This window comes from Fodinibius sp. GM108, assembly GCF_058386985.1.
The window spans coordinates 224,991-245,512 of the sequence record NZ_JBYEIR010000006.1 but is presented as its reverse complement, the minus strand read 5'-3'; the positions used below and the strand labels follow the sequence as shown (position 1 = coordinate 245,512).

Below are 20,522 nucleotides of genomic sequence, written 5' to 3'. Positions count from 1 at the left end.
ATATTTAGCCCAAAATGTTTATCAAAACATTAAACGGTCATTAGAATCAAAAGAAAATGCAATCTCATGCAGCCGCTCAATGTATAATCAAGTATAACCTTTTGTGATTCTATTTTCACACATTTGCACATATACGCAAATATAATGTAGATTCAGGCTCAATCATTTCTAATAAATACAAAATATGTTCAATATCATTGCAGCTCCGGTTTTCACGAACGATGCGGTTGTGCTGGGCATTTTGCTCCTCATCCTGGCAGCTATCTTCATCACTTCCAGCAGCGACAATCCCAAATGGCAGAAATTCTATACTTTTGTCCCCTCCCTGCTGTTGTGTTACTTCATTCCATCTATTTTCAATTCTCTGGGATTGATATCCGGTGAAGAGTCGAATCTCTATTTTGTGGCATCACGATACCTACTGCCCGCCAGCCTTGTGCTGCTAACACTCAGTATAGATTTCAAGGGCATTATTGGTCTTGGTCCCAAAGCTATAATCATGTTTCTGGCGGGGACAGTCGGCATTGTCATTGGCGGTCCGCTGGCCCTGATTACGGTAAGCTATTTTGCACCGGAGATCACTGCCGGCGCCGGACCTGATGAGCTCTGGCGCGGGCTCTCAACTATTGCCGGCAGCTGGATTGGCGGCGGAGCAAATCAGACAGCGATGTTTGAAGTCTTTGACCCCAGTACAGAGCTCTTTTCTGCCATGGTTACCGTTGATATTATTGTGGCCAATATCTGGCTGGCTTTTCTGCTGTATGGCGCTGGTATTTCGGACAAGATCGATACCTGGTTTAAAGCCGATGCCTCTCCCATCACCGAACTGCGGAAAAAGATTGAAAATTATAAAGCAAGTATTGCCAAAATTCCCACACTTACCGATATCACAACGATTGTGGCAATCGGGTTCGTCATTACCGCTATCGGCCATCTCGGCGGAGATGCAATCGCTCCCTGGATCAGCGAAAACGCACCTAATCTGAGCAGACTAAGCCTGGATTCTGAATTTTTCTGGATTATTGTCATTGCCACAACCGGCGGACTGGCACTCTCATTCACCCGAGCACGAAAACTCGAAGGTGCCGGTGCTTCAAAAATAGGGAGTCTCTTTCTGTATGTTCTTGTTGCCACTATTGGTATGCAGATGAATGTAATGGCTATTTTTGAAAATCCGGGCTTCTTTTTAATTGGTCTGCTCTGGATTTTAATTCACGTGACGATTCTCTTTATTGTCGCCAAAACCATCAACGCTCCGTTCTTCTTTATTGCCGTAGGCAGCCAAGCTAATGTAGGTGGTGCGGCTTCGGCTCCGATTGTCGCCTCGGCATTTCACTCTGCCCTGGCCCCTGTTGGCGTGCTGTTGGCTGTTTTGGGTTATGCTGTCGGAACGTACGCTGCCTGGCTCTGCGGTGTAATGATGCAGTATGTAAGTTAAGGCAGACGTGAGACGGCAAACGGCAGACGTGAAATGTGCTTTTATACTTTTCTTTTTTATGGAAGTTAGTTTTGCAAATACCTTATTTATGATTTTATCAAGCATATCCAAATCTGATTCTGATAGAAAATTGAGTTTTGTTGATATTATAATTTGTGTGTCTAGATCTACGAGTGAAGAACGGGCAATTTCATAGAACCTTTTTCTTTCTTTTCGGGATGAGCGTGCTGCTCCTTCTGAAATATTTGATGATACAGAAACAGAAGCACGCCTCATTTGTGATATTAATCCAAACTTTTCTTCCGAAGGATAGTGTTCAGTTAACTCGTAAAAGTAACCAGTTCAATACTGTCCTTCCAGACTTCTAATTTTTTGTGGCTTAAATTTAACATGAGGGACTGGGGTTTAATGAAAGTATTTATAGTATGATCCTTCTATCGATTAATCCTTACATTCTATTTTATCTACTCCTACCTTTCTTTCGTTTGCCATCTGCCATATTCATGCTGATTTAGGAGCTCATACTCCGTATATTAGGTGAATAATCACAATTCAAGTTTTTCCCCTGCTTCTACATGCGCATTCTCAAATTTATCGGTGCATTTCTCGGCACGCTAGTAGTCGTATTTTTCCTCGTTTTCGGATTCAATCTTGATGCCTTAACTACTCTTTTCAAAAACAGTGAAGACCTGCAAGAGGGGCAAGAATGGGTTTCAAAGGCTACTTCATTAAAAGGACTAACACAATATATTAGTCAGAATCCCGAGCATGCGACAGTTGTCTCGCGCTCCGTCACCAATCCCGATACAACAATAGCGTACGGTGAAAATAAGCAGCGCACTCTGGGAACACTTTCAAATTTCTTCCTGATTACCACTTACGTCCGGCTTGTAGAGGATGATAAAATCGATCCGGATGAGCTCATTTCAATTAATGAGATTGACCGCTATCAGCTGCCGTATATCGATGCCTCCAATCACGAGAATGCCAAAAATGCTCTTGAGTTAACAGACAATCAGGTACAGCTTCAAGATTTAATGCAGTCAGCTATCATTTACAATGATTTGGCTGCTTCCGATTTCCTTTTTCAGAAATTGGGTATGGATGAGATAGCCCAAACGTATGTTTTGCTGGATATTCAGCATACCGATGCTCCACTTCCCTTTGCGGGATTGTATATCACCCTGCATCCGGATCTCAATGAACAAGATTTTGCGACTCATCTCGAAGAGCTACGAAACCTATCCAAAGAAGAATTTAGAAAACAAGTACTATCAAACTTTGATCGTTTTTTGAATGATGATGAATTTCATGATGAAGTCAATACGCTATTTGAGGAAACGAACGGACTCGGAATAGGTTTTACCGAGCGGCGGGATATTTTGAGCCTGTTTCCAAAATCCACCGCAGCCGAACTCTCACAGCTGATGGTAAAGCTGGAACGAAATAACCTTATATCGCAGGAAGTTTCGAAAGGCGTCAAAGATATTATGGACTGGCCGTATGACGAGCAGGGATTGAATAACGACTTTAAATATTATGGCGCTATCTATGACAATCGGCTTGGTCTTCTTAACGGATTAGATTACGGTGCTTCTGTTTATTCAGAAGAACCATTCGCACAAGCTGTCTTTTTTGATTCGCTGCAAGTCGCCTTTTGGTTCCACATGAGCAGTACGCTGATGCATCAGGATTACCAGCAGCGCCTGATGTGGGATCCCGCATTGCGCACAGCAACGCTTCAGGAAATCAACAAATAATTGTACTTTATCTACTGTAAATATTCACTAAACAAAGTTTACTATGGCTAACTCTGGTAAAGCTGAAACGGTACGCGGAGGCATCACGTTGGGAACAGCTTTGGCTGTTACGATTTCGTGGACGACAAATAATTCTATTCTGTGGGCCATTATTCATGGACTGCTAAGCTGGCTTTATGTGATCTATTACGCCCTGGTTTATTAAAGAGACCGCTATCGTGTCATGCTGAACTCGTTTCAGCATCTATTGCGATGGTTGTTTTAATGCTACTGACCTGAAATTTGCAAAAGACCCTGAAATAAATTCAGGGTGACACGAGTTTTGCAAGAGCTTTTTTTAAGATTTATGTCCGTGATTACCACATTTTTCATAGATATCAGAAAACATGCAATAACCGGATGCTATTTTGTAGTCATTGATATACACTTTAAATCCACTTTATAAATGAATCGCTACAAGTTTTTCTATCTATTTTGGCTGCTGCCCCTTGCTTTCCTCTTTTTGATCACACATCAGGGGGCTGTCTATTATGGAATAAATAATACCTATGAAAATGGCAACAGCTATACCGCCGAGGTTGTTGAGTTTGAGCTTAAGCAAATTGCTGCTCAAACAAACGGATATATTGTTCTTCGATTTGAAACCGAAGATGGAGAAGAAATACAACGTCAGCTATCACTACCTGTTGAAATGGCCGCAGAACTGCAGGATATTCGCGTAGTGCCCATTCGCTATCAGCCGGATAACTGGCAGGAGATCGTAATGATGCCGACGTTTGAAACACATAAAAGTCTCATCTGGAGCAACATGCTAATGAGTGGCGTAGCATTGTTGATCACTTTTTTCATTGGCCTTGCGGCTCATCGTTTTGCCAATAAAAAATTAAGTGAAAAGGAAGAAGAATTTGTCATCGAAAGGATAGATTAATTACATGACAACCTCTGATTCTGATCAAGGTACACTTTTCCTCATCCCCAATACACTCGGCAAGACACCTGAGAACAACACGATTCCAGAATTTGTGTTAAATATTATCCGACATCTCGATGTCTTTGTCGTCGAAAATGTTAAAACCGCCGCACGCTACCTTCGCTGGGTTGGCGATACCGTCCCGGAATATGAGATCGATTTTTTACTTCTTAATAAAGAGACACCGGTCCGGGAAATGGTTTCTTTCCTGGATCCTTTAAAAAAAGGAAATGATGTAGGCCTGCTTTCTGAGGCCGGATGTCCAGCAGTGGCCGATCCGGGATCGGAATTTGTTAAACTCGCTCATGACCGGGGCATCGAAGTGCACCCACTGGTAGGTCCGTCCTCTATTTTGCTTGCTCTGATGGCATCAGGTTTTAACGGACAGCAGTTTGCCTTTCATGGGTACCTGCCTATTGATGAAAACAAACGAAAAAGTGTGATCCAAGAGCTAGACAGAGAATCAAAATCCACCGGTGGCACGCAGATTTTCATGGAGGCGCCTCACCGCAATGATGAGGTAAAAAAAGATGTAATAAGGTACTGTAACCCGCAGACGCGCTTTTGTACGGCTACTAACTTGACGCTACCTGACGAGCAGATTATTTCTAAGAAAGTTTCTGAGTGGCGGAAGGATCAGGGACCGTCTATCCATAAAGAACCGACGATTTTTCTGCTGTATGCTTCCTGATGGCAATAGCGTTTAAAATTAACTTTTCCGTATCTCGGGGGAAAATGCCATCTAATTAAAATATAAATAAGTGGAGCGGGTCTCCCTTGGAACCTATCTTAAATCAAGCCTTTTACGTTACGCACCAGAGGTACGTAACGAGCTATAACTATTTTGCGGACCTGGCAAAGCCGGTGGGTCTGGATCACGCCAATAATCAACTTTAGATTATTTATACACGACCAAAACCGTGTCATGGAAAGTGAATCCCGAATGCTATAACTTTTTCAACCGTCAAGCAGCTTTTTTCTCCCAGTCAAACCGAGAGGTGTGATTTGGGTCGTAGGACTGACCGCTGTTTCACATAGCACATATCAGGGTGATTAGCTTATTCACTGTCGGGAGAAGTCGAATCCCATCTCCCAGAAGCAGGTCGCAGGCGTGTGGTGGCAATCTTCAGATCCTACACGAACCACGTCTAGGAGATCCCTCGACTCACGCTCGGGACGACACTGCTTTTTACTCAACTGGTGCAATTCTACGTTTTGTACCTAAAGCAGGTACATTGATAATTCCCAAGTACAGACTACTAAGATCGGATTAAGGCATAAGCGCTGATAACAAATTCGTGTGACGTCATTCTTTCCTACTGTACGGGACTCCGCTCCAGAGTGCGGAGTGACGATGTAGTGGTGTTGGAATAAGCTCTTCTTCAACAGGCAATAACACACATACCCAAGCAGGAGCTTGGGAATTAGTAACCAAGCATGTCTTCGTTGCTGATTTCACGGTTTTCTGTCAGGCCTTGTAATTGTGTGCTGAAGCCAATGGATGCGGGTGTGGATTTTGTGCCGGTGATTATTTCAATAAAAAAACTTATCAGTCAACGGACCATCAAAATCCGCGCATCATACCGGCTGAAGCGTTTACACAATTCTCAGCCTTGATTTTTTAGCACCTTTTGTACCAAGACAAAAGGTGCACCACAATTTTGGTACCCACCAGCTGTATAATGTATCCCCCCAATAAAAAAGCCTGCTCTTTGGCAGAACAGGCTTTAAAATAATCGCATTTAATATCAGGCTCCGGCATCCTCCAGCATATGGACGATCTCTTCGTAGTGGTGCGAACTGGCTTGATCTTTAGCTGACCACCCGCGGTCATCCACTACTCCAACATCACTGTGATTTTGAATCAGCAGCTGTACAATCTCGTCGTGACCATTACTTGATGCCCAATAAAGGGCACTGGTCCCTCGATTGTCGCGGATATTCACATTAGCGCCGTGATCAAGTAAGATTTGAACGATCTCCAAATGTCCGTGCTTGGCTGCTTTCATCAATGCCGTGCGATCATGCTCATCACTGGTATTAACATCAGCCCCATCTTGCAACTGTTTTTTTAATGCTTCAACGTCTCCACTTTCGGCTGCTTCCAGAAAGGCGTTTTCTTCCATATAAAACCTCCTAAATTTTAAATTTTAAGGTGGGTCTCTTTTACCATTTTAACTGATTGAATAATGATAATCAACCGAAGAAAATTATTTGTTTTGGACTTAATTTATCTAAAAGTTAATTAGAGTTTTTTATAATAAATTACTGTCATCTTTCTGTACCTCATTTAAGGCAATAAAATACCATCAGCGGCTTTTCGTTGATATACTTAGCTGTCTCTGCTTTTTATTCTTGAGTAAATATTAGTTAATTTCGATTAAAGATTTCTTCAGCATTCAATCAAATCAAAAAGGTGATTCAACCAGGATTCAGACATAAGAAAACAAGAGCTGCTTGCTATCATTTACTGCTTATCTCCATAGTGAGCGGTTTCCTTCTGTTATTTCCCATCTTTGGACTTCAGGCACAGGACAACTCACTGCAAAGAGTAACAGTATCAGAGCGTAGTGACGGCAAGGGATATGTTACTCGTTTCCACCTGAATCAGCCCGTTGATTCTTTTGATGTATATCAGCCCAATGTTGATCTCGTTCAGATGACCCTCTACGGAAATCAACTGGATACCACGAATATTACTTTGCCCAACTCATCCATGGCTTTCGATGAGATAAGCTTTTATGATATACCTGATGGCATTGGCGTCGACGTGTATATCAAGGAAGGACAATTTTATGATGGGAAAGCTTATCATGATGCAAACAGCGATGACCTGCTGCTGGGATTTACAGAAACAGACAGAACCGAGCTGGAATATCTGACGAAGGATCTGGAACCAATCATCTGGTCAAGTCTTAGTATTACCGAAGAAGAGTTGCTGACGGAACAACAAGCCGGTACGCTAGGAGTCGGTAATTCTGATTATCAAAATGCCAGGGAAAAGTACAAGTTTGATACAATTGTCATTGATGCCGGTCACGGTGGACATGATCCCGGATCTATCGGTTACCGCAATGTTAAGGAAAAAGATATTGTACTCGATATTGCAAAAAAGTTGGGTGGATACATCAATGAATATCTACCTGATGTCAAGGTTGTCTATACTCGCGAAGATGATACGTTTTTAGAACTTGAAGAGCGGGGAAGTATAGCCAACGAAGCCGAGGGCGATCTGTTCGTATCTATCCACTGTAACTCTCATTCGTCCAGACAACCCTATGGAACGGAAATATTTTTCCTTGGATTAGAACGAAGCAATACGGCTCTGGAAGTGATGAAGCGAGAAAATCGCGTCGTAAGGGCCAATAATGAAACCGAGCAAAAAGAATTGAGCCAGGAAGAACTGCTTGTTTACGAACTGGCAAATAGTGCCTACATAGCCAACAGTGAACGCCTTGCCGGCATGATGGAATATCAGTTTGATGAACGTGCACAACGATATTCACGTGGTGTTAAACAGGGACGTTTTGTAGTACTATATCATGCATCGATGCCAGCCGTACTCGTAGAAACTGGTTTTATCAGCAATCCCAGTGAGGCCCGCTATCTTACTTCTGAACAGGGACAAGCTTATATTGCATCCGCTATTTTCAGAGCAATACGCAATTATAAAGAGGGCAGATCAAACAGAAAGCAATCCAAATCAAAATAGCTACCATTGGATCCTTTAATTATTGGCGTTGCAGGTGGAAGCGGATCAGGAAAAACAACCGTCGTGCGACATATTATCGATGCTATCGGCAAAGAAGATATTTTGCTGATTCAGCATGATTCTTATTATCGCGACCTGAAACACCTTCCGTTTGAGGAGCGCACGAAGCAAAATTTTGATCACCCCTCTTCCCTGGAAACAGAGCTAATGATTCGACATCTCAAGGCACTGACCGAAGGCTACCAGGTAGAAATTCCCATCTACGACTTTACGAAACATATTCGCAAGGGTGAAAAACGGCTCGTTGATCCAAAAAAAATAATACTCGTAGACGGAATTTTAATCTTTACAGAAAAAGAACTTCGCCAGCTTATGAATATCAAGCTTTATGTAGATACAGATGATGACATTCGCCTGCTTCGCCGCATTCAGCGCGATATCGTAGAACGAGACCGTGAGCTGGAAAATGTGCTTACTCAATACGAAAAACACGTTCGGCCCATGCACCTGGAGTTTGTTGAACCCACGAAGCGCTACGCTGATATTATTATCCCGCGGGGTGGCGAAAATGAGGTAGCACTGGATATGGTCAACGCCCTCATCCAGGACCGACTAAAGACAGCCGAAAGCAGCTCGGAATGAAATTTGCCTCTGCTTTGGTTCTTTTAACCGAACGATTCACCAAAAAGGAATCATTGGATGAATAACATTTTACACACTCTAAATCTCCTCTTGAAAAGGGACTGCATATTGCCGGATGCTTTAAATAAGTCCAAAGAACAAGGTTTAAATTAAGCTAATATTATTTATGGATTTAGAATCAAAAACTGCCATTATTACCGGAGCAAGCAGCGGAATCGGGGCCGAATTCAGCCGCTCCCTTATTAACAAAGGAGCCACAGTGTATGGACTGGCACGAAGCACAGATAAACTGCAAACCATCCGCGAAAAACTCGGCGATCAGTTTATACCGGTAACAATGGATATCACTGATCATGATGCTATAGAAAAATGGATCGGAGATACATTTTCTGAACAAAATCAGCCGGACATTCTTATTAATAATGCCGGACTCGGTCGCTTTGCGAATGTTGATGAACTATCTCTTGAAGAATGGGAGTCAATGATCCAGACCAATTTATCGGGCACGTTTTACATGACGCGTCAAATTGTTCCCCTGATGAAGCAGAATGAATCCGTCTGCCATATCATCAACATTGCATCCATTGCCGGTAAAATTGGTAATCCTCAACTTACCGGCTACAATGCTTCTAAATTTGGTGTTCGGGGATTTAGCGAAGCTCTTTTTAAGGAGGTACGCTACGATGGCATTAAAGTCACCTGTTTTTATCCCGGCTCTATCGCTACCAACTTTTTCGGACAAAATGATATGGAAACTCACTCAAACATGATGCAGCCTGATGAAGTGGCCGATGTATTGATTAACGTACTGGAAACCCCCGATAATTTTCTCATCAACGATATCACCATGCGTCCTCTGAATCCCAAAGATCCATCAGAAGAATAATGAACCTGCGCCTCTTTTTTTTATCTATTCTGCTGGTATTCATTCTGGCAAGCTGTTCTGACGACCCTCAAAAACCGGACAATCTTATCGATGAGGATACCTATACCGATCTTATGGTAGAGCTGCAGCTAATCCGATCCTACGGTGAAAATGCCGAAACCGATAGCTCGACAATAGATTCACTAACAACCGAAGTGTTTCAGAAGTATAATGTATCCGCTGAAATGTTCATGAAAAGCCATGAATACTATGAGCATTTTCCTGAACAACAAAAAGCACGAACCGAAGAGGCCATTGAACGATTAAAGATGGATCAGGTTGGAAATAGCGATACGGCCAGAGATACCACCATACCCTCCATCAGTCATTAGTTGAATTTTTCCATATATATTTTTCCTCTCGGACCATCACTTTGTTTTCGCGGACCAGGTAGCCGAGTAATCGTTTAGCCTCTGCTTTACTCCACCCGCCGCTGCGAGAGATCTCATTAAAGGTCTTGGCACCCTCATCCAACGTTGATTTAATTTGCCGTAAATCATCTTCCGTCACCGGCATTTCCGAATGTCCACTGCTCAGGCAGTTATCACAGTGACCGCACGCGGCAACATTTTCCTCACCGAAATAGCGACGGATATATATCTCCCTACAAGTCCCAGTTTCGATATATCCTATCATATATTCCAGCTTTTTCAACAGCGTATTTCGATGCTTCTCCAGCTCCTGTTTGCTCAAGTTTAACGAAGGTCTGCGTTCTTCTATCACTTGTACAAGCGGCTGCTCTCCGATAGATTCAAATTTGAGCATATGATCACGGTCCTGTAGCACCTGTAACCCTTTTATCACTCCATTGGGAGAGACATTCAGCTTGCCCTGCAAATAATCAAATTCGATATATTTCATTTTTGCAAAAGCCTCTCCGCCGTACTGACGAAAAAGCGTGTCCAGAAAAGAAGCTTTCTGCTGATTTTCCAGCTCCTCAATTTGACCGCTGACATAGTCCTGGCTCACAACAAACTGCACGCCCACCTGGGGCGTTATATGATCCACCAGCTCAATAATTCCCAGCTGATTAAGCACATCCAGCGCCGAACGAACCTTCCGTGAGGACAATCCCGATCGTTTTTTTAATGCTGCAAGTGAAATCTCTTCTTTCTCCTCCATCTCCGATCCTACCGCCAGATTCAGATGATCGCAAAGTACATCATACATATGCTGCAGCTGTTCTTTTTCGGGATAAGAGTCCTTGATACGCTGTTCTGCAATAATAGCATCGGCGGGCTTAAACAGCAGCAGCGGAAAACTTTCTTCGCCATCACGTCCCGCACGTCCTGCTTCCTGGTAATACGACTCCAGCGAATACGGCATCTCGTAATGAATTACATAGCGGCAGTCGGCTTTGTCGATTCCCATTCCAAAGGCATTTGTCGCCACCACCAGAGGTGTAGTCCCAGCAATCCATTCTTCCTGGATCTGCTTACGCACTGCGGCGTCCACCCCGGCATGATATGCTTTCGTCTTTATTCCCAGCCGGCTTTCTATTTTTTGGGATAATTCTTTGCAGTTTCGGCGGGTTCCGCCATAAATCAGTCCGGAACCCATAGGAGCCGCTTTTTTAACAGCTTGCAACAATTTTTTCTCTTTCTGTTCGGTTTGTGTCACCCACCACTTAAGATTGGGACGTTCAAATCCTTTCGAGACTATTACCGGATCCTCCAGCTCCAGGTTTTTTTGGATATCATCCCGAACTTCGGGTGTTGCCGTCGCCGTAAGTGCTATCCAGGTAACTTCTTCCGCAATATCTTCCAGCGATGGACGAATTTCGCGATAGCTCGGTCGGAAATCATGTCCCCATTCCGAAATGCAGTGTGCCTCGTCAATTGCAATAAGATCGATGTTCAGCTTGGGCATTTCCGCTTTCCAGAGATCGGTTTTCAGCCGCTCCGGCGAACAGTACAGCAGATCATACATGCCGTTGCGGGCATTGGCAAAACGCTGTTCAATCTCCCATCGGGAAATAGAACTGTTTACAAACGTAGCAGAAATCCCCCGATCATTGAGCTGCTGGACCTGGTCCTGCATGAGCGCCACAAGTGGAGAAATCACAATCGTCAGCCCATCCAAAACCGTAGCCGGCACCTGGTAGCAGAGCGACTTTCCTCCCCCCGTTGGGAAAAGCACCATCGTATTTTTTCCGTCCAAAACAGACTGAATCACCTTGTCTTGTCCCGGGCGAAAAGATGGGAACCCCCAGTATTTTTCCAGGGATTTTTGTGCTTTTTTAAAAAGATCGTTGTCCATTACAATGAGGCTTCATCTTCTTCAAAGCACGAGCGGACGCTCGCACTACTGGGTAACAGATTCGATTCCCAAGTTAATGAATCCAGACGAAATATGTAGGTCGAACAGCCTGTCCGACCAGACGAGCAAGCTGCCCGGTATACCTTAAATGTAAATTTTGAAATTCCTGTTTGAGTTTTAGTTCAAAAGTCATAGTTTAAGGATCACATGAAAACAACCGGAACACATACCACTTTTTCCAGCGACAGTCTATCTGTTGCAGTCCCATCTACGTTCCGGACTCCAGTACGGCCACGGGCCCTTCGGGCTCAACAATAACCTTCCTATCGGAGGGTACACGTCATTGTACCACTCCGTACGACCCAAATCATTTTAAGTAACCAATTTTAAATCAGCGATAACTTTTATTCAGCTGATTTTAACACTGCCGTACAATGGATATTCATATAACTGTAGCAACCACCGATCATCTTTCTTATGCCGAAGAAATTTGTGACCTGATGGAGAAAGCCGCCAAGAAGCGCGGCACCGGGATTGCCAAACGCGCTCCTGAATATATCAGGGATAAAATGAACGAAGGAAAAGCAGTCATCGCCGTTGACCAGGAAAACGATCAGCTGGCCGGATTCTGCTATATCGAAAGCTGGGGACATGAAAAATATATTGCCAATTCCGGACTCATCGTCCACCCGCACTATCGAAAACTCGGCCTGGGCCGTAAAATCAAAGAACGTATTTTTCAGCTTTCCAGAGAAAAATATCCCGATGCCAAAATATTCGGGATTACCACCAGTATGGCTGTGATGAAAATCAATTCTGATATGGGATACAAGCCGGTCACCTTTTCCGAGCTAACGCAGGATGAAGAATTCTGGAAAGGATGTCAGAGCTGTCCCAATTATGATATTCTGACCAGCGAAGACCGCAAAGACTGCCTTTGTACCGGCATGCTCTTCGATCCCGAAGAGAAAGAAAAAAGGGCTGAGAAACAGGAGAAACACAAGCAGAAGGCCAAACGCTGGGAAAAGTTTAAGCACTTCGTACGACGGCACAAAGTTAATATCGAACGCAAGACGAAATCTATTTTCAATTTAAAAAGCTAAACTGCAATGAGCTCGAAGACAATTGTACTGGCATTCAGCGGGGGACTCGATACCTCGTACTGTGTGCCATACCTAAAACAAACCTATGATGCGGAAATACATACTGTGCTGGTTAACACCGGCGGATTTTCCGGAGAAGAGTTATCCGAAACAGAAAAACATGCCTACAATCTGGGGGCTGACACTCATCAGACACTGGAACAAACAGAAGAATTCTACGAAAAGGTTGTCAAATTCCTGATCTTCGGAAATGTTCTAAAGAACGACACCTATCCCCTGTCGGTGAGTTCCGAGCGCGTCTTTCAAGCGATTGGAATCGCCGAATATGCACAAAAGGTTGATGCTGATGCTGTTGCACATGGCAGTACCGGCGCCGGCAATGACCAAGTGCGTTTTGATCTCGTTTTCAATGTTATTGCTCCTGATCTGGAAATTATAACACCTATACGTGACCAGCAGCTCTCGCGACAGGAAGAGGTTGATTTCCTGCAGCAAAACGGCTTCGATTTCGACTGGGCAGAATCGAAATATTCCATTAACAAAGGGCTCTGGGGCACGAGCGTAGGTGGAGCAGAGACGCTGACTTCAGACCAACCGCTGCCCGAAAAAGCGTGGCCGAGTCAGTTTGAAAAGCAAGATACGCAATCCATCGAATTTTCATTTGAAAACGGTGAGCCAACTGCCTTGAACGGGCAAAAACTCTCTCCAGTCAAGCTGATTCAACAGCTTGATGAACTGGCTTCGAAATATGCCATCGGTCGCGACATTCACGTGGGCGATACCATTATCGGCATTAAAGGTCGTGTAGGATTTGAAGCTGCCGCTCCGCTTATTCTGATCAACGCTCACAAGCACCTCGAAAAACATGTACTTACCAAATGGCAACTTCACTGGAAAGATCAGCTTTCCGACTGGTACGGCATGATGCTGCATGAGGGACAGTACCTGGATCCGGTGATGCGAAATATCGAAGGTTTTATGTCAGATACTCAGGAGGCTGTAAATGGTACGGTAAAAATTCAGCTACACCCATACCGCTTTGAAATCGAAGGCATCTCGTCGCCAAACGATCTGATGAATGCCCAGTTCGGCGACTATGGAGAGATGAACAAAGCATGGAGCGGCCAGGATGTGAAAGGCTTTGCCAAAATTCTATCCAATCAAATTAACATCCATAAATCGGTGAACAATCATGATTAATGCAGGAATTGTAGGTGGATCGGGTTACACGGCCGGAGAACTCATTCGTCTGCTGCTAACTCATTCGCAAACAGAAATCGACTTTGTCTTTAGTACCAGTCAGGCCGATCAACCCGTGGCCTCAGTGCACGGGGATCTTCTCGGAGATACCGATCTCAAATTCAGCTCAGAGATCAATCCTGATATCGACGTGCTTTTTCTCTGCACCGGACATGGGAACTCCACAGAAGTTTTGCAAAAGTACTCTATCTCGGAGGATACTAAAATTATTGATCTAAGTCGTGATTTCAGGTTTACGAATAGCAATTCATTTGAGGATCGTACCTTCGTCTATGGTCTGCCCGAACTTCAGAAATCTGATATTGCAGATGCCCATAACATTGCCAATCCCGGCTGCTTTGCTACGGCTATTCAGCTGGCACTGTTTCCCCTGGCAAGTCAATCCGCCCTGGATTATGACGTGCATATCCACGGCATCACCGGTTCTACGGGTGCCGGAAGCTCGCTGCGCGATACCACGCACTTCAGCTGGCGCGATAATAACATATCGATATATAAAGCGCTCGATCATCAGCATATTGGAGAAGTCACGGAAAAGATCAAGCAGCTTTCTCCATCTTTTGATTCGGAGCTTAATTTTATTCCTGTCCGCGGTAACTTTTCCAGGGGCATTTTCATATCCGCATACACCGCAAGCGAGCTTTCGCTGGAAAATGCACAGTCGCATTTTAAGGAATTTTATGCCGATGCGCCCTTTGTGCATATCAGCAAAGAACCGCTGCACCTGAAGCAGGTTGTAAACACCAACAAATGTCTGCTGCACCTTCAGAAAAAAGATGGAAAACTGCTCGTTACGAGTATTATCGACAACCTGGTGAAAGGTGCCTCCGGACAAGCACTGCAAAATATGAACCTGATGTTCGGACTCGAAGAAACGTCCGGACTTCAACTCAAAGCCACTCATTTTTAACCATGGAAATTTTTGATGTATACCCTCTTTTAGATCTCGAACCTGTTAAAGCGCAGGGAAACTATGTGTTTTGTGATGACGGTAAGAAGTACCTCGACTTTTACGGCGGGCACGCTGTGATTTCTATCGGACACTCCCATCCGCATTATGTGAATAAAATCTCCAAACAGCTAAATGACATCGGCTTTTATTCGAACTCGGTTCAAAATCCACTGCAACAAAAGCTGGCTGAAAAGTTGGGAGAATTATCGGGATACAAGAACTATCAGCTATTTTTGTGTAATTCCGGTGCCGAAGCCATCGAAAATGCACTCAAAATGGCCTCATTTCATACTGACAAATCAAAAGTTGTTTCCTTTAACAAATCGTTTCACGGACGCACAACCTCTGCCCTAAGCATTACCGATAAGGATGAATACACCGCTACGATCAACAAAGGAGGCGAAGTAATTTTTCTCGAACTCAATGACATCGAAAATCTTGAAAAGGAAGTATCGAAAGGTGATGTATGCGCTGTAGTTATCGAGGGGATTCAGGGGATTGGCGGCATTCATATTCCTGATGAAGAATTTCTCACAAAAGCCGAAGAACTGTGTCAACAGCATGATACCATACTTATCTGTGATGAAATACAGTCTGGGTTTGGGCGAACAGGCAAATTTTTCGCTCATCAATATGCGGGCATTGAGCCCGATATAATTACTATCGCCAAAGGAATGGGTAACGGATTTCCTGTTGCCGGTACGATATTGAGTCCGAAATTTGAGGCAAAACATGGGCGACTCGGTTCTACCTTCGGCGGCAATCACCTGGCTTGTGTTGCATCAACGGCGGTGCTGGAGGTGTTGGAAAACGAACAGCTTATTCGCAATGCAGCCAACAAGGGTAAAAAACTAATGGACGGGCTACCAAAACTTTCGGACGTTCAGGAGGTACGTGGCCGCGGCCTGATGATCGGTGTAGAATTTCCATATGCGATCAAAAATCTACGGCAAAAGCTAATCGAGGAGGAGCAAATTATAACCGGTGTTTCTTCGAATCCCAATGTACTGCGGCTGCTGCCCCCGCTGACAATCACCAACAACGAAGTCGAACAGTTTCTTAACGCAATGAAAAACGTATTAAAACACCACCAACCACAATGAATAATTTTACTTCTGTAACAGACGTCGAAAATCCATTAAAACTTGTGCAACAGGTTCTTGAAATAAAGAACAGCGGCACACAATCCGACTTGGGCAAAAACAGATCACTGGCTCTTATTTTCTTTAATCCCAGTTTACGCACGCGAATGAGTACACAAAAAGCGGCACAAAATATTGGTATGGATGTGATCGTCATGAATATCAGTGCTGATGCCTGGAATATTGAATTCGAAGATGGTACTGTGATGAACGGATCCACGCAAGAACATATCAAAGACGCCGTGCAGGTGATCAGCGGTTATTGCGATATACTGGGCGTGCGTACTTTTGCCAATCTTGAAAACCGGCAGGAAGATTATGAAGAGAAAGTACTCAGCAAGTTTTTGGAATATTCTTCGGTACCTGTCATCAGCCTGGAGTCGGCAACCCTGCACCCACTGCAATCGCTGACCGATCTGGCAACTATCACAGAATCCGGAATTGATAAACCGAAAGTAGTGCTGAGTTGGGCTCCGCATCCCAAGAAACTACCACAGGCCGTAGCCAATTCATTTCTGGAATGGATTGTAGAAACCGATGCCCAGATCACGCTTACTCATCCTGAAGGATATGAGCTTAGTAAACAGTTTACGGATGGAGTTACAATTTTGAATAATCAGAAAGAGGCCTTCGAAGATGCCGATTTTGTTTATACCAAAAACTGGTCCAGCTATTCAAATTACGGGCAAACGCCGGATGTAAAGAACAATTGGACCATAACCACAGAAAAAATGGATCTGACCAATCAGGGGAAGTTTATGCACTGCCTGCCAATCCGCAGAAATGTGGTAGCTACAGACGATGTCATTGACAACTCAATCGTTCACCAGCAGGCTCAAAACCGAGAATATGCGGCGCAGGCTGTGCTAAAGAATATTGTGGAGGCATTGTAATGGATACCTTGCAAGTTGTTAAAATTGGCGGCAATATTGTCAATGACGAGCATAAGCTTGATGAATTTTTAAGTGACTTTATCCAGCTAGACTATCCCAAAATATTGGTGCATGGCGGAGGTAGTTCTGCCACTGAATTATGTGAAAAACTGGATATCTCCATCCAAATGACCGATGGGCGACGCATTACCGATGGTCCGGCGCTGGAGGTTGCCGTGATGGTGTATGCCGGACTCATTAATAAAAAGATCATTGCCAAGCTCCAGGGCCATTCGTGTAATGCCCTGGGACTTTCGGGTGCGGATCTGAATACTATTCCTGCCGAAAAAAGAACCGGCACCAAGATTGATTATGGTTTTGTCGGTGATATCGAAGCTGACAATATAAATACGTATTTCATCAGGCGTCTGATGGATGAACAAATCGTGCCTGTTTTCCCGGCTATTACTCACGACACTAAGGGGCAATTGCTCAACACCAACGCTGATACCATTGCATCTAAACTCTCGGTAGCCTTGAGCAATGATTTCAACACTTCACTGATCTATTGCTTTGAAAAGCAAGGGGTACTTCAAAATGTTGAGGACTCTGATTCTTTGATTCCCCTGTTATCACAACAAAAATTTGCAGTATTAAAGGATGAAAAGAGTGTTCACGAAGGAATGATCCCCAAACTCGATACCGCCTTTGAGGCGTTGAGTCAAGATGTGGATCAGGTGCATATAAAACATGCCGAAAATTTATTAACGGATATCGGAACCGAGTTAGCATTATGAATAATCTAACAAAGCAGAGCATCGAATTGCTAAAAAAGCTTATTGCCACTCCCTCCTATTCAAAGGAAGAGGACGAGACGGCAAAAATTCTTCAGCAGTTTTTTAAAGATCATGACATCCCAACAAGGCAGCATAAAAATAATATTTGGGCAACGAATAAACATTTTGATGAGGACAAACCCAGCATTCTGCTGAATTCGCATCACGACACAGTAAAACCTAACTCCGGCTATAGCAAAAATCCATTTACCGCTATGGTGGAAGATGGCAAACTTTTCGGACTGGGCTCCAACGACGCCGGAGGTCCGTTGGTCTCACTTATAGCTACCTTTGTGCATTATTACGAGAAAGAAAACCTGAATTACAATCTCGTATTCGCGGCCTCCGCCGAAGAGGAAATATCCGGTGATAATGGCATTGTCGCTATTCTTGATAAGATACCAGAAGTTGATTGTGCTATCGTTGGCGAACCCACACAAATGCGAATGGCTATCGCTGAAAAAGGGCTGATGGTGCTCGAGTGTACTGCCAAAGGAGTCAGCGGACATGCCGCACGTAATGAAGGTGAAAATGCCATTTACAAAGCAGTCCAAGACGTTGAGTGGTTTCGAAACTATGAATTTCCCAAAGAGTCTGAAGCACTGGGACCAGTAAAGATGACGGTGACTGAAGTTCACGCCGGAAGCCAGCACAACGTTTTGCCAGACACCTGTGATTTTACCGTGGATGTCCGCAGTACAGACGCCTATTCCAACAAAGAAATTCTAGAGATTATTCAGGAAAGTATCGAAGCCACAATTCATCCACGATCTATTCGATTAAATCCGTCATTTATCCCGCTGGATCACCCGATTGTGAAAGCCGGTCAGGATTTGGGATTGGAGCAGTATGGTTCTCCCACGCTTTCCGACCAGGCATTTTTATCGGTCCCATCACTAAAAATTGGCCCGGGGAAATCGGCACGATCGCACACGGCGGATGAGTTTATTCGATTAGATGAAATTGAGAAAGGAATTGAAATTTATATCAAACTACTGAATTCAGTTATAAAATAAATTTTTACCAACCACCCCTACACCCCTCCTTGATAAGGAGGGGATAAAAATGCTAGCTAACAAAATTCTCCCCTTGCCAAGGGGAGACGTAAGAGGGGTTGAAAAAACAGGTGCTTAAATATGCTAATAAATACCACAGAGTTTCGCCGAGGATTACACAGAGTATCACTGAGTTACTCTGTGACTCCTCCGATCCCTCTGAGGTTAATAAAATTTTGCATTACGAAGCAGGAGCATCGTAACGAGATAATAACCAATTAACAATTAACCAATAACCAACACAATGAAACTCTGGGACAAAGGCGAACATTCGACGAGCAAAATCATCGATCAGTTTACGGTGGGCAACGATCGTATCCTGGATATGGAGATAGCCGAATACGATCTTCGGGCCTCCAAAGCACATGCGGAGATGCTAAACAGCGTCGGGCTTCTGACCGATGAGGAATGGAAGCAAATCCGTGATGAGCTCGATCAGCTGATTGAGGAGTACAAAAACGGCGACTTTGAAATCGAGGAGCAGTTCGAGGATGTACACTCCAAAATCGAATATGAACTTACGCAGGCACTGGGAGATACCGGTAAAAAAATCCACGCCGGACGTTCGCGTAATGATCAAGTACTCGTTTGTCTGCATCTGTATGTGAAAGATCAGATCGAGGAGATTAAGCAGCTCATAAAGGCTCTTTTTGATCGATTGATTAACCTTAGTGAAGAGCATAAAAATATTATTATTCCCGGCTACACCCACATGCAGGTGGCCATGCCCTCATCATTCGGATTATGGTTTGCCAGTTATGCAGAATCGCTGATCGATGATCTTCACATGCTGAATGCCGCCTATGAAATTGCAGACCAAAACCCGCTCGGATCAGCCGCCGGATACGGCAGTTCGCTCCCTTTGGATCGCAAAATGACGACGGAGCTACTGGGGTTTTCAACCCTGAAATACAATTCTGTAGCAGCACAGATGAGCCGTGGACGCCTGGAAAAAATGACGAGTTTCGGACTAAGCGCCGTAGCAAGTACACTATCCAAAATGGCAATGGATATCTGCCAATATATGGGGCAGAATTTTGGGTTTATCTCTTTTCCTGATGAGTTGACGACTGGATCGAGCATTATGCCGCATAAGAAAAATCCGGATGTTTTTGAGCTCGTCCGTGCAAAATGCAACAGCATACAAAACCTGCCAAACGAACTCACGCTCATTACCAATAATCTGCCAAGCGGCTATCACAGAGATTACCAGCTGCTGAAAGAACAATTATTTCCCGCTGTTCAGACACTTAAATCCTGTCTTCGTATCAGCGAGTTTATGCTTCAATATGTTGAAGTCAATAACGAGGCGATTGAGGATGAGCGATACAAATATATCTACAGTGTGGAGGAAGTAAATAAAAAAGTGCTCGAGGGCGTACCGTTTCGTGAAGCTTATCAGCAAATAGGAAAAGATATCGAAGAGGGAAGTTTTCAACCTGACCGGAATATTAAACACACGCATGAGGGCAGTATCGGGAATCTTTGTAATGATAAAATCAAGAAGAAGTTTGATCGTGTATTTGAGATTAAGGATCAGTCATAATTTAACTCTCGCATATTACGCGCGGATTTCACAGATAATTTGTAACTAAA

19 protein-coding genes and 1 pseudogene are annotated in these 20,522 nt (G+C 44.0%); 17 read left to right on the top strand and 3 right to left on the bottom strand.

Annotated elements, in window-relative coordinates:
• The first annotated feature begins 184 nt into the window (after window positions 1-184).
• Window positions 185-1,438 carry a DUF819 family protein gene (locus ACT3ID_RS12945; protein ID WP_491542467.1) on the top strand — a complete coding sequence of 418 codons (1,254 nt, stop codon included), beginning with the start codon at window positions 185-187 and terminating at the stop codon, window positions 1,436-1,438.
• Window positions 1,439-1,546: 108 nt separating this feature from the next.
• Here the strand turns inward: ACT3ID_RS12945 and ACT3ID_RS12940 are convergent.
• Window positions 1,547-1,714, bottom strand: a pseudogene (locus ACT3ID_RS12940) (four helix bundle protein); the annotation flags it as partial.
• Window positions 1,715-2,013: 299 nt separating this feature from the next.
• On the opposite strand from ACT3ID_RS12940, the gene ACT3ID_RS12935 reads away from it, so the two are divergent.
• From ACT3ID_RS12935 to ACT3ID_RS12920, 4 genes are all read left to right on the top strand, one after another.
• Window positions 2,014-3,198, top strand: a complete 1,185-nt coding sequence (locus ACT3ID_RS12935) for a serine hydrolase (protein WP_491542466.1) — start codon at window positions 2,014-2,016, stop codon at window positions 3,196-3,198.
• A gap of 43 nt (window positions 3,199-3,241) precedes the next feature.
• Window positions 3,242-3,403 (top strand): hypothetical protein, encoded by a 162-nt coding sequence (locus ACT3ID_RS12930; RefSeq protein ID WP_491542465.1) that lies wholly within the window; start codon window positions 3,242-3,244, stop codon window positions 3,401-3,403.
• 240 nt (window positions 3,404-3,643) lie between these two features.
• Window positions 3,644-4,126, top strand: a complete 483-nt coding sequence (locus ACT3ID_RS12925) for a DUF3592 domain-containing protein (protein ID WP_491542464.1) — start codon at window positions 3,644-3,646, stop codon at window positions 4,124-4,126.
• A gap of 4 nt (window positions 4,127-4,130) precedes the next feature.
• Window positions 4,131-4,859 carry an SAM-dependent methyltransferase gene (locus tag ACT3ID_RS12920; protein ID WP_491542463.1) on the top strand — a complete coding sequence of 243 codons (729 nt, stop codon included), beginning with the start codon at window positions 4,131-4,133 and terminating at the stop codon, window positions 4,857-4,859.
• Window positions 4,860-5,916: 1,057 nt separating this feature from the next.
• Here ACT3ID_RS12920 and ACT3ID_RS12915 read toward each other — a convergent pair.
• Window positions 5,917-6,294 carry an ankyrin repeat domain-containing protein gene (locus ACT3ID_RS12915; protein ID WP_491542462.1) on the bottom strand — a complete coding sequence of 126 codons (378 nt, stop codon included), beginning with the start codon at window positions 6,292-6,294 and terminating at the stop codon, window positions 5,917-5,919.
• Window positions 6,295-6,653: 359 nt separating this feature from the next.
• Here ACT3ID_RS12915 and ACT3ID_RS12910 point away from each other — a divergent pair, with 359 nt between their 5' ends.
• The 4 genes from ACT3ID_RS12910 (at window position 6,654) to ACT3ID_RS12895 (ending at window position 9,779) form a co-directional block, all read left to right on the top strand.
• Window positions 6,654-7,880 (top strand): N-acetylmuramoyl-L-alanine amidase family protein, encoded by a 1,227-nt coding sequence (locus ACT3ID_RS12910; protein WP_491542461.1) that lies wholly within the window; start codon window positions 6,654-6,656, stop codon window positions 7,878-7,880.
• A 6-nt stretch (window positions 7,881-7,886) separates the two neighbouring features.
• Window positions 7,887-8,522: a uridine kinase gene (gene udk / locus ACT3ID_RS12905; protein ID WP_491542460.1), complete on the top strand. Its 636-nt coding sequence runs from the start codon at window positions 7,887-7,889 to the stop codon at window positions 8,520-8,522.
• Between the two features lie 166 nt (window positions 8,523-8,688).
• Window positions 8,689-9,408, top strand: a complete 720-nt coding sequence (locus ACT3ID_RS12900; protein WP_491542459.1) for an SDR family oxidoreductase — start codon at window positions 8,689-8,691, stop codon at window positions 9,406-9,408.
• Window positions 9,408-9,779 carry a DUF4296 domain-containing protein gene (locus tag ACT3ID_RS12895; RefSeq protein WP_491542458.1) on the top strand — a complete coding sequence of 124 codons (372 nt, stop codon included), beginning with the start codon at window positions 9,408-9,410 and terminating at the stop codon, window positions 9,777-9,779. The genes ACT3ID_RS12900 and ACT3ID_RS12895 overlap by 1 nt, the downstream gene beginning before the upstream one ends.
• Here ACT3ID_RS12895 and ACT3ID_RS12890 read toward each other — a convergent pair.
• Complete coding sequence (locus tag ACT3ID_RS12890; RefSeq protein WP_491542457.1) at window positions 9,769-11,706, bottom strand: RecQ family ATP-dependent DNA helicase; 1,938 nt, start codon at window positions 11,704-11,706, stop codon at window positions 9,769-9,771. The genes ACT3ID_RS12895 and ACT3ID_RS12890 overlap by 11 nt on opposite strands.
• Window positions 11,707-12,140: 434 nt before the next feature.
• On the opposite strand from ACT3ID_RS12890, the gene ACT3ID_RS12885 reads away from it, so the two are divergent.
• The 8 genes from ACT3ID_RS12885 to argH all read left to right on the top strand — a co-directional run bounded on the left by ACT3ID_RS12885 (window position 12,141) and on the right by argH (window position 20,472).
• Window positions 12,141-12,809 (top strand): GNAT family N-acetyltransferase, encoded by a 669-nt coding sequence (locus ACT3ID_RS12885; RefSeq protein WP_491542456.1) that lies wholly within the window; start codon window positions 12,141-12,143, stop codon window positions 12,807-12,809.
• 6 nt (window positions 12,810-12,815) lie between these two features.
• Window positions 12,816-14,009, top strand: a complete 1,194-nt coding sequence (gene argG / locus ACT3ID_RS12880; RefSeq protein WP_491542455.1) for an argininosuccinate synthase — start codon at window positions 12,816-12,818, stop codon at window positions 14,007-14,009.
• Window positions 14,002-14,979 (top strand): N-acetyl-gamma-glutamyl-phosphate reductase, encoded by a 978-nt coding sequence (gene argC, locus ACT3ID_RS12875; RefSeq protein WP_491542454.1) that lies wholly within the window; start codon window positions 14,002-14,004, stop codon window positions 14,977-14,979. The genes argG and argC overlap by 8 nt, the downstream gene beginning before the upstream one ends.
• Window positions 14,980-14,981: 2 nt before the next feature.
• Window positions 14,982-16,124, top strand: a complete 1,143-nt coding sequence (locus ACT3ID_RS12870) for an aspartate aminotransferase family protein (protein WP_491542453.1) — start codon at window positions 14,982-14,984, stop codon at window positions 16,122-16,124.
• Window positions 16,121-17,056 (top strand): N-acetylornithine carbamoyltransferase, encoded by a 936-nt coding sequence (locus ACT3ID_RS12865; RefSeq protein ID WP_491542452.1) that lies wholly within the window; start codon window positions 16,121-16,123, stop codon window positions 17,054-17,056. Before ACT3ID_RS12870 ends, ACT3ID_RS12865 begins: the two co-directional genes overlap by 4 nt.
• Window positions 17,056-17,832: an acetylglutamate kinase gene (argB, locus tag ACT3ID_RS12860; RefSeq protein ID WP_491542451.1), complete on the top strand. Its 777-nt coding sequence runs from the start codon at window positions 17,056-17,058 to the stop codon at window positions 17,830-17,832. Before ACT3ID_RS12865 ends, argB begins: the two co-directional genes overlap by 1 nt.
• Complete coding sequence (locus ACT3ID_RS12855; protein WP_491542546.1) at window positions 17,826-18,887, top strand: M20 family metallo-hydrolase; 1,062 nt, start codon at window positions 17,826-17,828, stop codon at window positions 18,885-18,887. The genes argB and ACT3ID_RS12855 overlap by 7 nt, the downstream gene beginning before the upstream one ends.
• A 283-nt stretch (window positions 18,888-19,170) precedes the next feature.
• Window positions 19,171-20,472, top strand: coding sequence for an argininosuccinate lyase (gene argH, locus ACT3ID_RS12850; RefSeq protein WP_491542450.1), 1,302 nt, complete (start codon window positions 19,171-19,173; stop codon window positions 20,470-20,472).
• The last annotated feature ends 50 nt before the right edge of the window (window positions 20,473-20,522 follow it).

Excerpts from the sequence above, each read along its gene's own strand:
- ACT3ID_RS12945 (WP_491542467.1), top strand. The coding sequence starts at position 185 with ATGTTCAATATCATTGCAGCTCCGGTTTTCACGAACGATGCGGTTGTG.
- ACT3ID_RS12895 (WP_491542458.1), top strand. The coding sequence starts at position 9,408 with ATGAACCTGCGCCTCTTTTTTTTATCTATTCTGCTGGTATTCATTCTG.
- ACT3ID_RS12870 (WP_491542453.1), top strand. The coding sequence starts at position 14,982 with ATGGAAATTTTTGATGTATACCCTCTTTTAGATCTCGAACCTGTTAAA.
- ACT3ID_RS12930 (WP_491542465.1), top strand. The coding sequence starts at position 3,242 with ATGGCTAACTCTGGTAAAGCTGAAACGGTACGCGGAGGCATCACGTTG.
- ACT3ID_RS12885 (WP_491542456.1), top strand. The coding sequence starts at position 12,141 with ATGGATATTCATATAACTGTAGCAACCACCGATCATCTTTCTTATGCC.
- ACT3ID_RS12890 (WP_491542457.1), bottom strand. The coding sequence starts at position 11,706 with ATGGACAACGATCTTTTTAAAAAAGCACAAAAATCCCTGGAAAAATAC.
- argH (WP_491542450.1), top strand. The coding sequence starts at position 19,171 with ATGAAACTCTGGGACAAAGGCGAACATTCGACGAGCAAAATCATCGAT.
- argG (WP_491542455.1), top strand. The coding sequence starts at position 12,816 with ATGAGCTCGAAGACAATTGTACTGGCATTCAGCGGGGGACTCGATACC.
- ACT3ID_RS12865 (WP_491542452.1), top strand. The coding sequence starts at position 16,121 with ATGAATAATTTTACTTCTGTAACAGACGTCGAAAATCCATTAAAACTT.
- ACT3ID_RS12915 (WP_491542462.1), bottom strand. The coding sequence starts at position 6,294 with ATGGAAGAAAACGCCTTTCTGGAAGCAGCCGAAAGTGGAGACGTTGAA.
- ACT3ID_RS12900 (WP_491542459.1), top strand. The coding sequence starts at position 8,689 with ATGGATTTAGAATCAAAAACTGCCATTATTACCGGAGCAAGCAGCGGA.
- argB (WP_491542451.1), top strand. The coding sequence starts at position 17,056 with ATGGATACCTTGCAAGTTGTTAAAATTGGCGGCAATATTGTCAATGAC.
- argC (WP_491542454.1), top strand. The coding sequence starts at position 14,002 with ATGATTAATGCAGGAATTGTAGGTGGATCGGGTTACACGGCCGGAGAA.
- ACT3ID_RS12920 (WP_491542463.1), top strand. The coding sequence starts at position 4,131 with ATGACAACCTCTGATTCTGATCAAGGTACACTTTTCCTCATCCCCAAT.
- ACT3ID_RS12925 (WP_491542464.1), top strand. The coding sequence starts at position 3,644 with ATGAATCGCTACAAGTTTTTCTATCTATTTTGGCTGCTGCCCCTTGCT.
- ACT3ID_RS12935 (WP_491542466.1), top strand. The coding sequence starts at position 2,014 with ATGCGCATTCTCAAATTTATCGGTGCATTTCTCGGCACGCTAGTAGTC.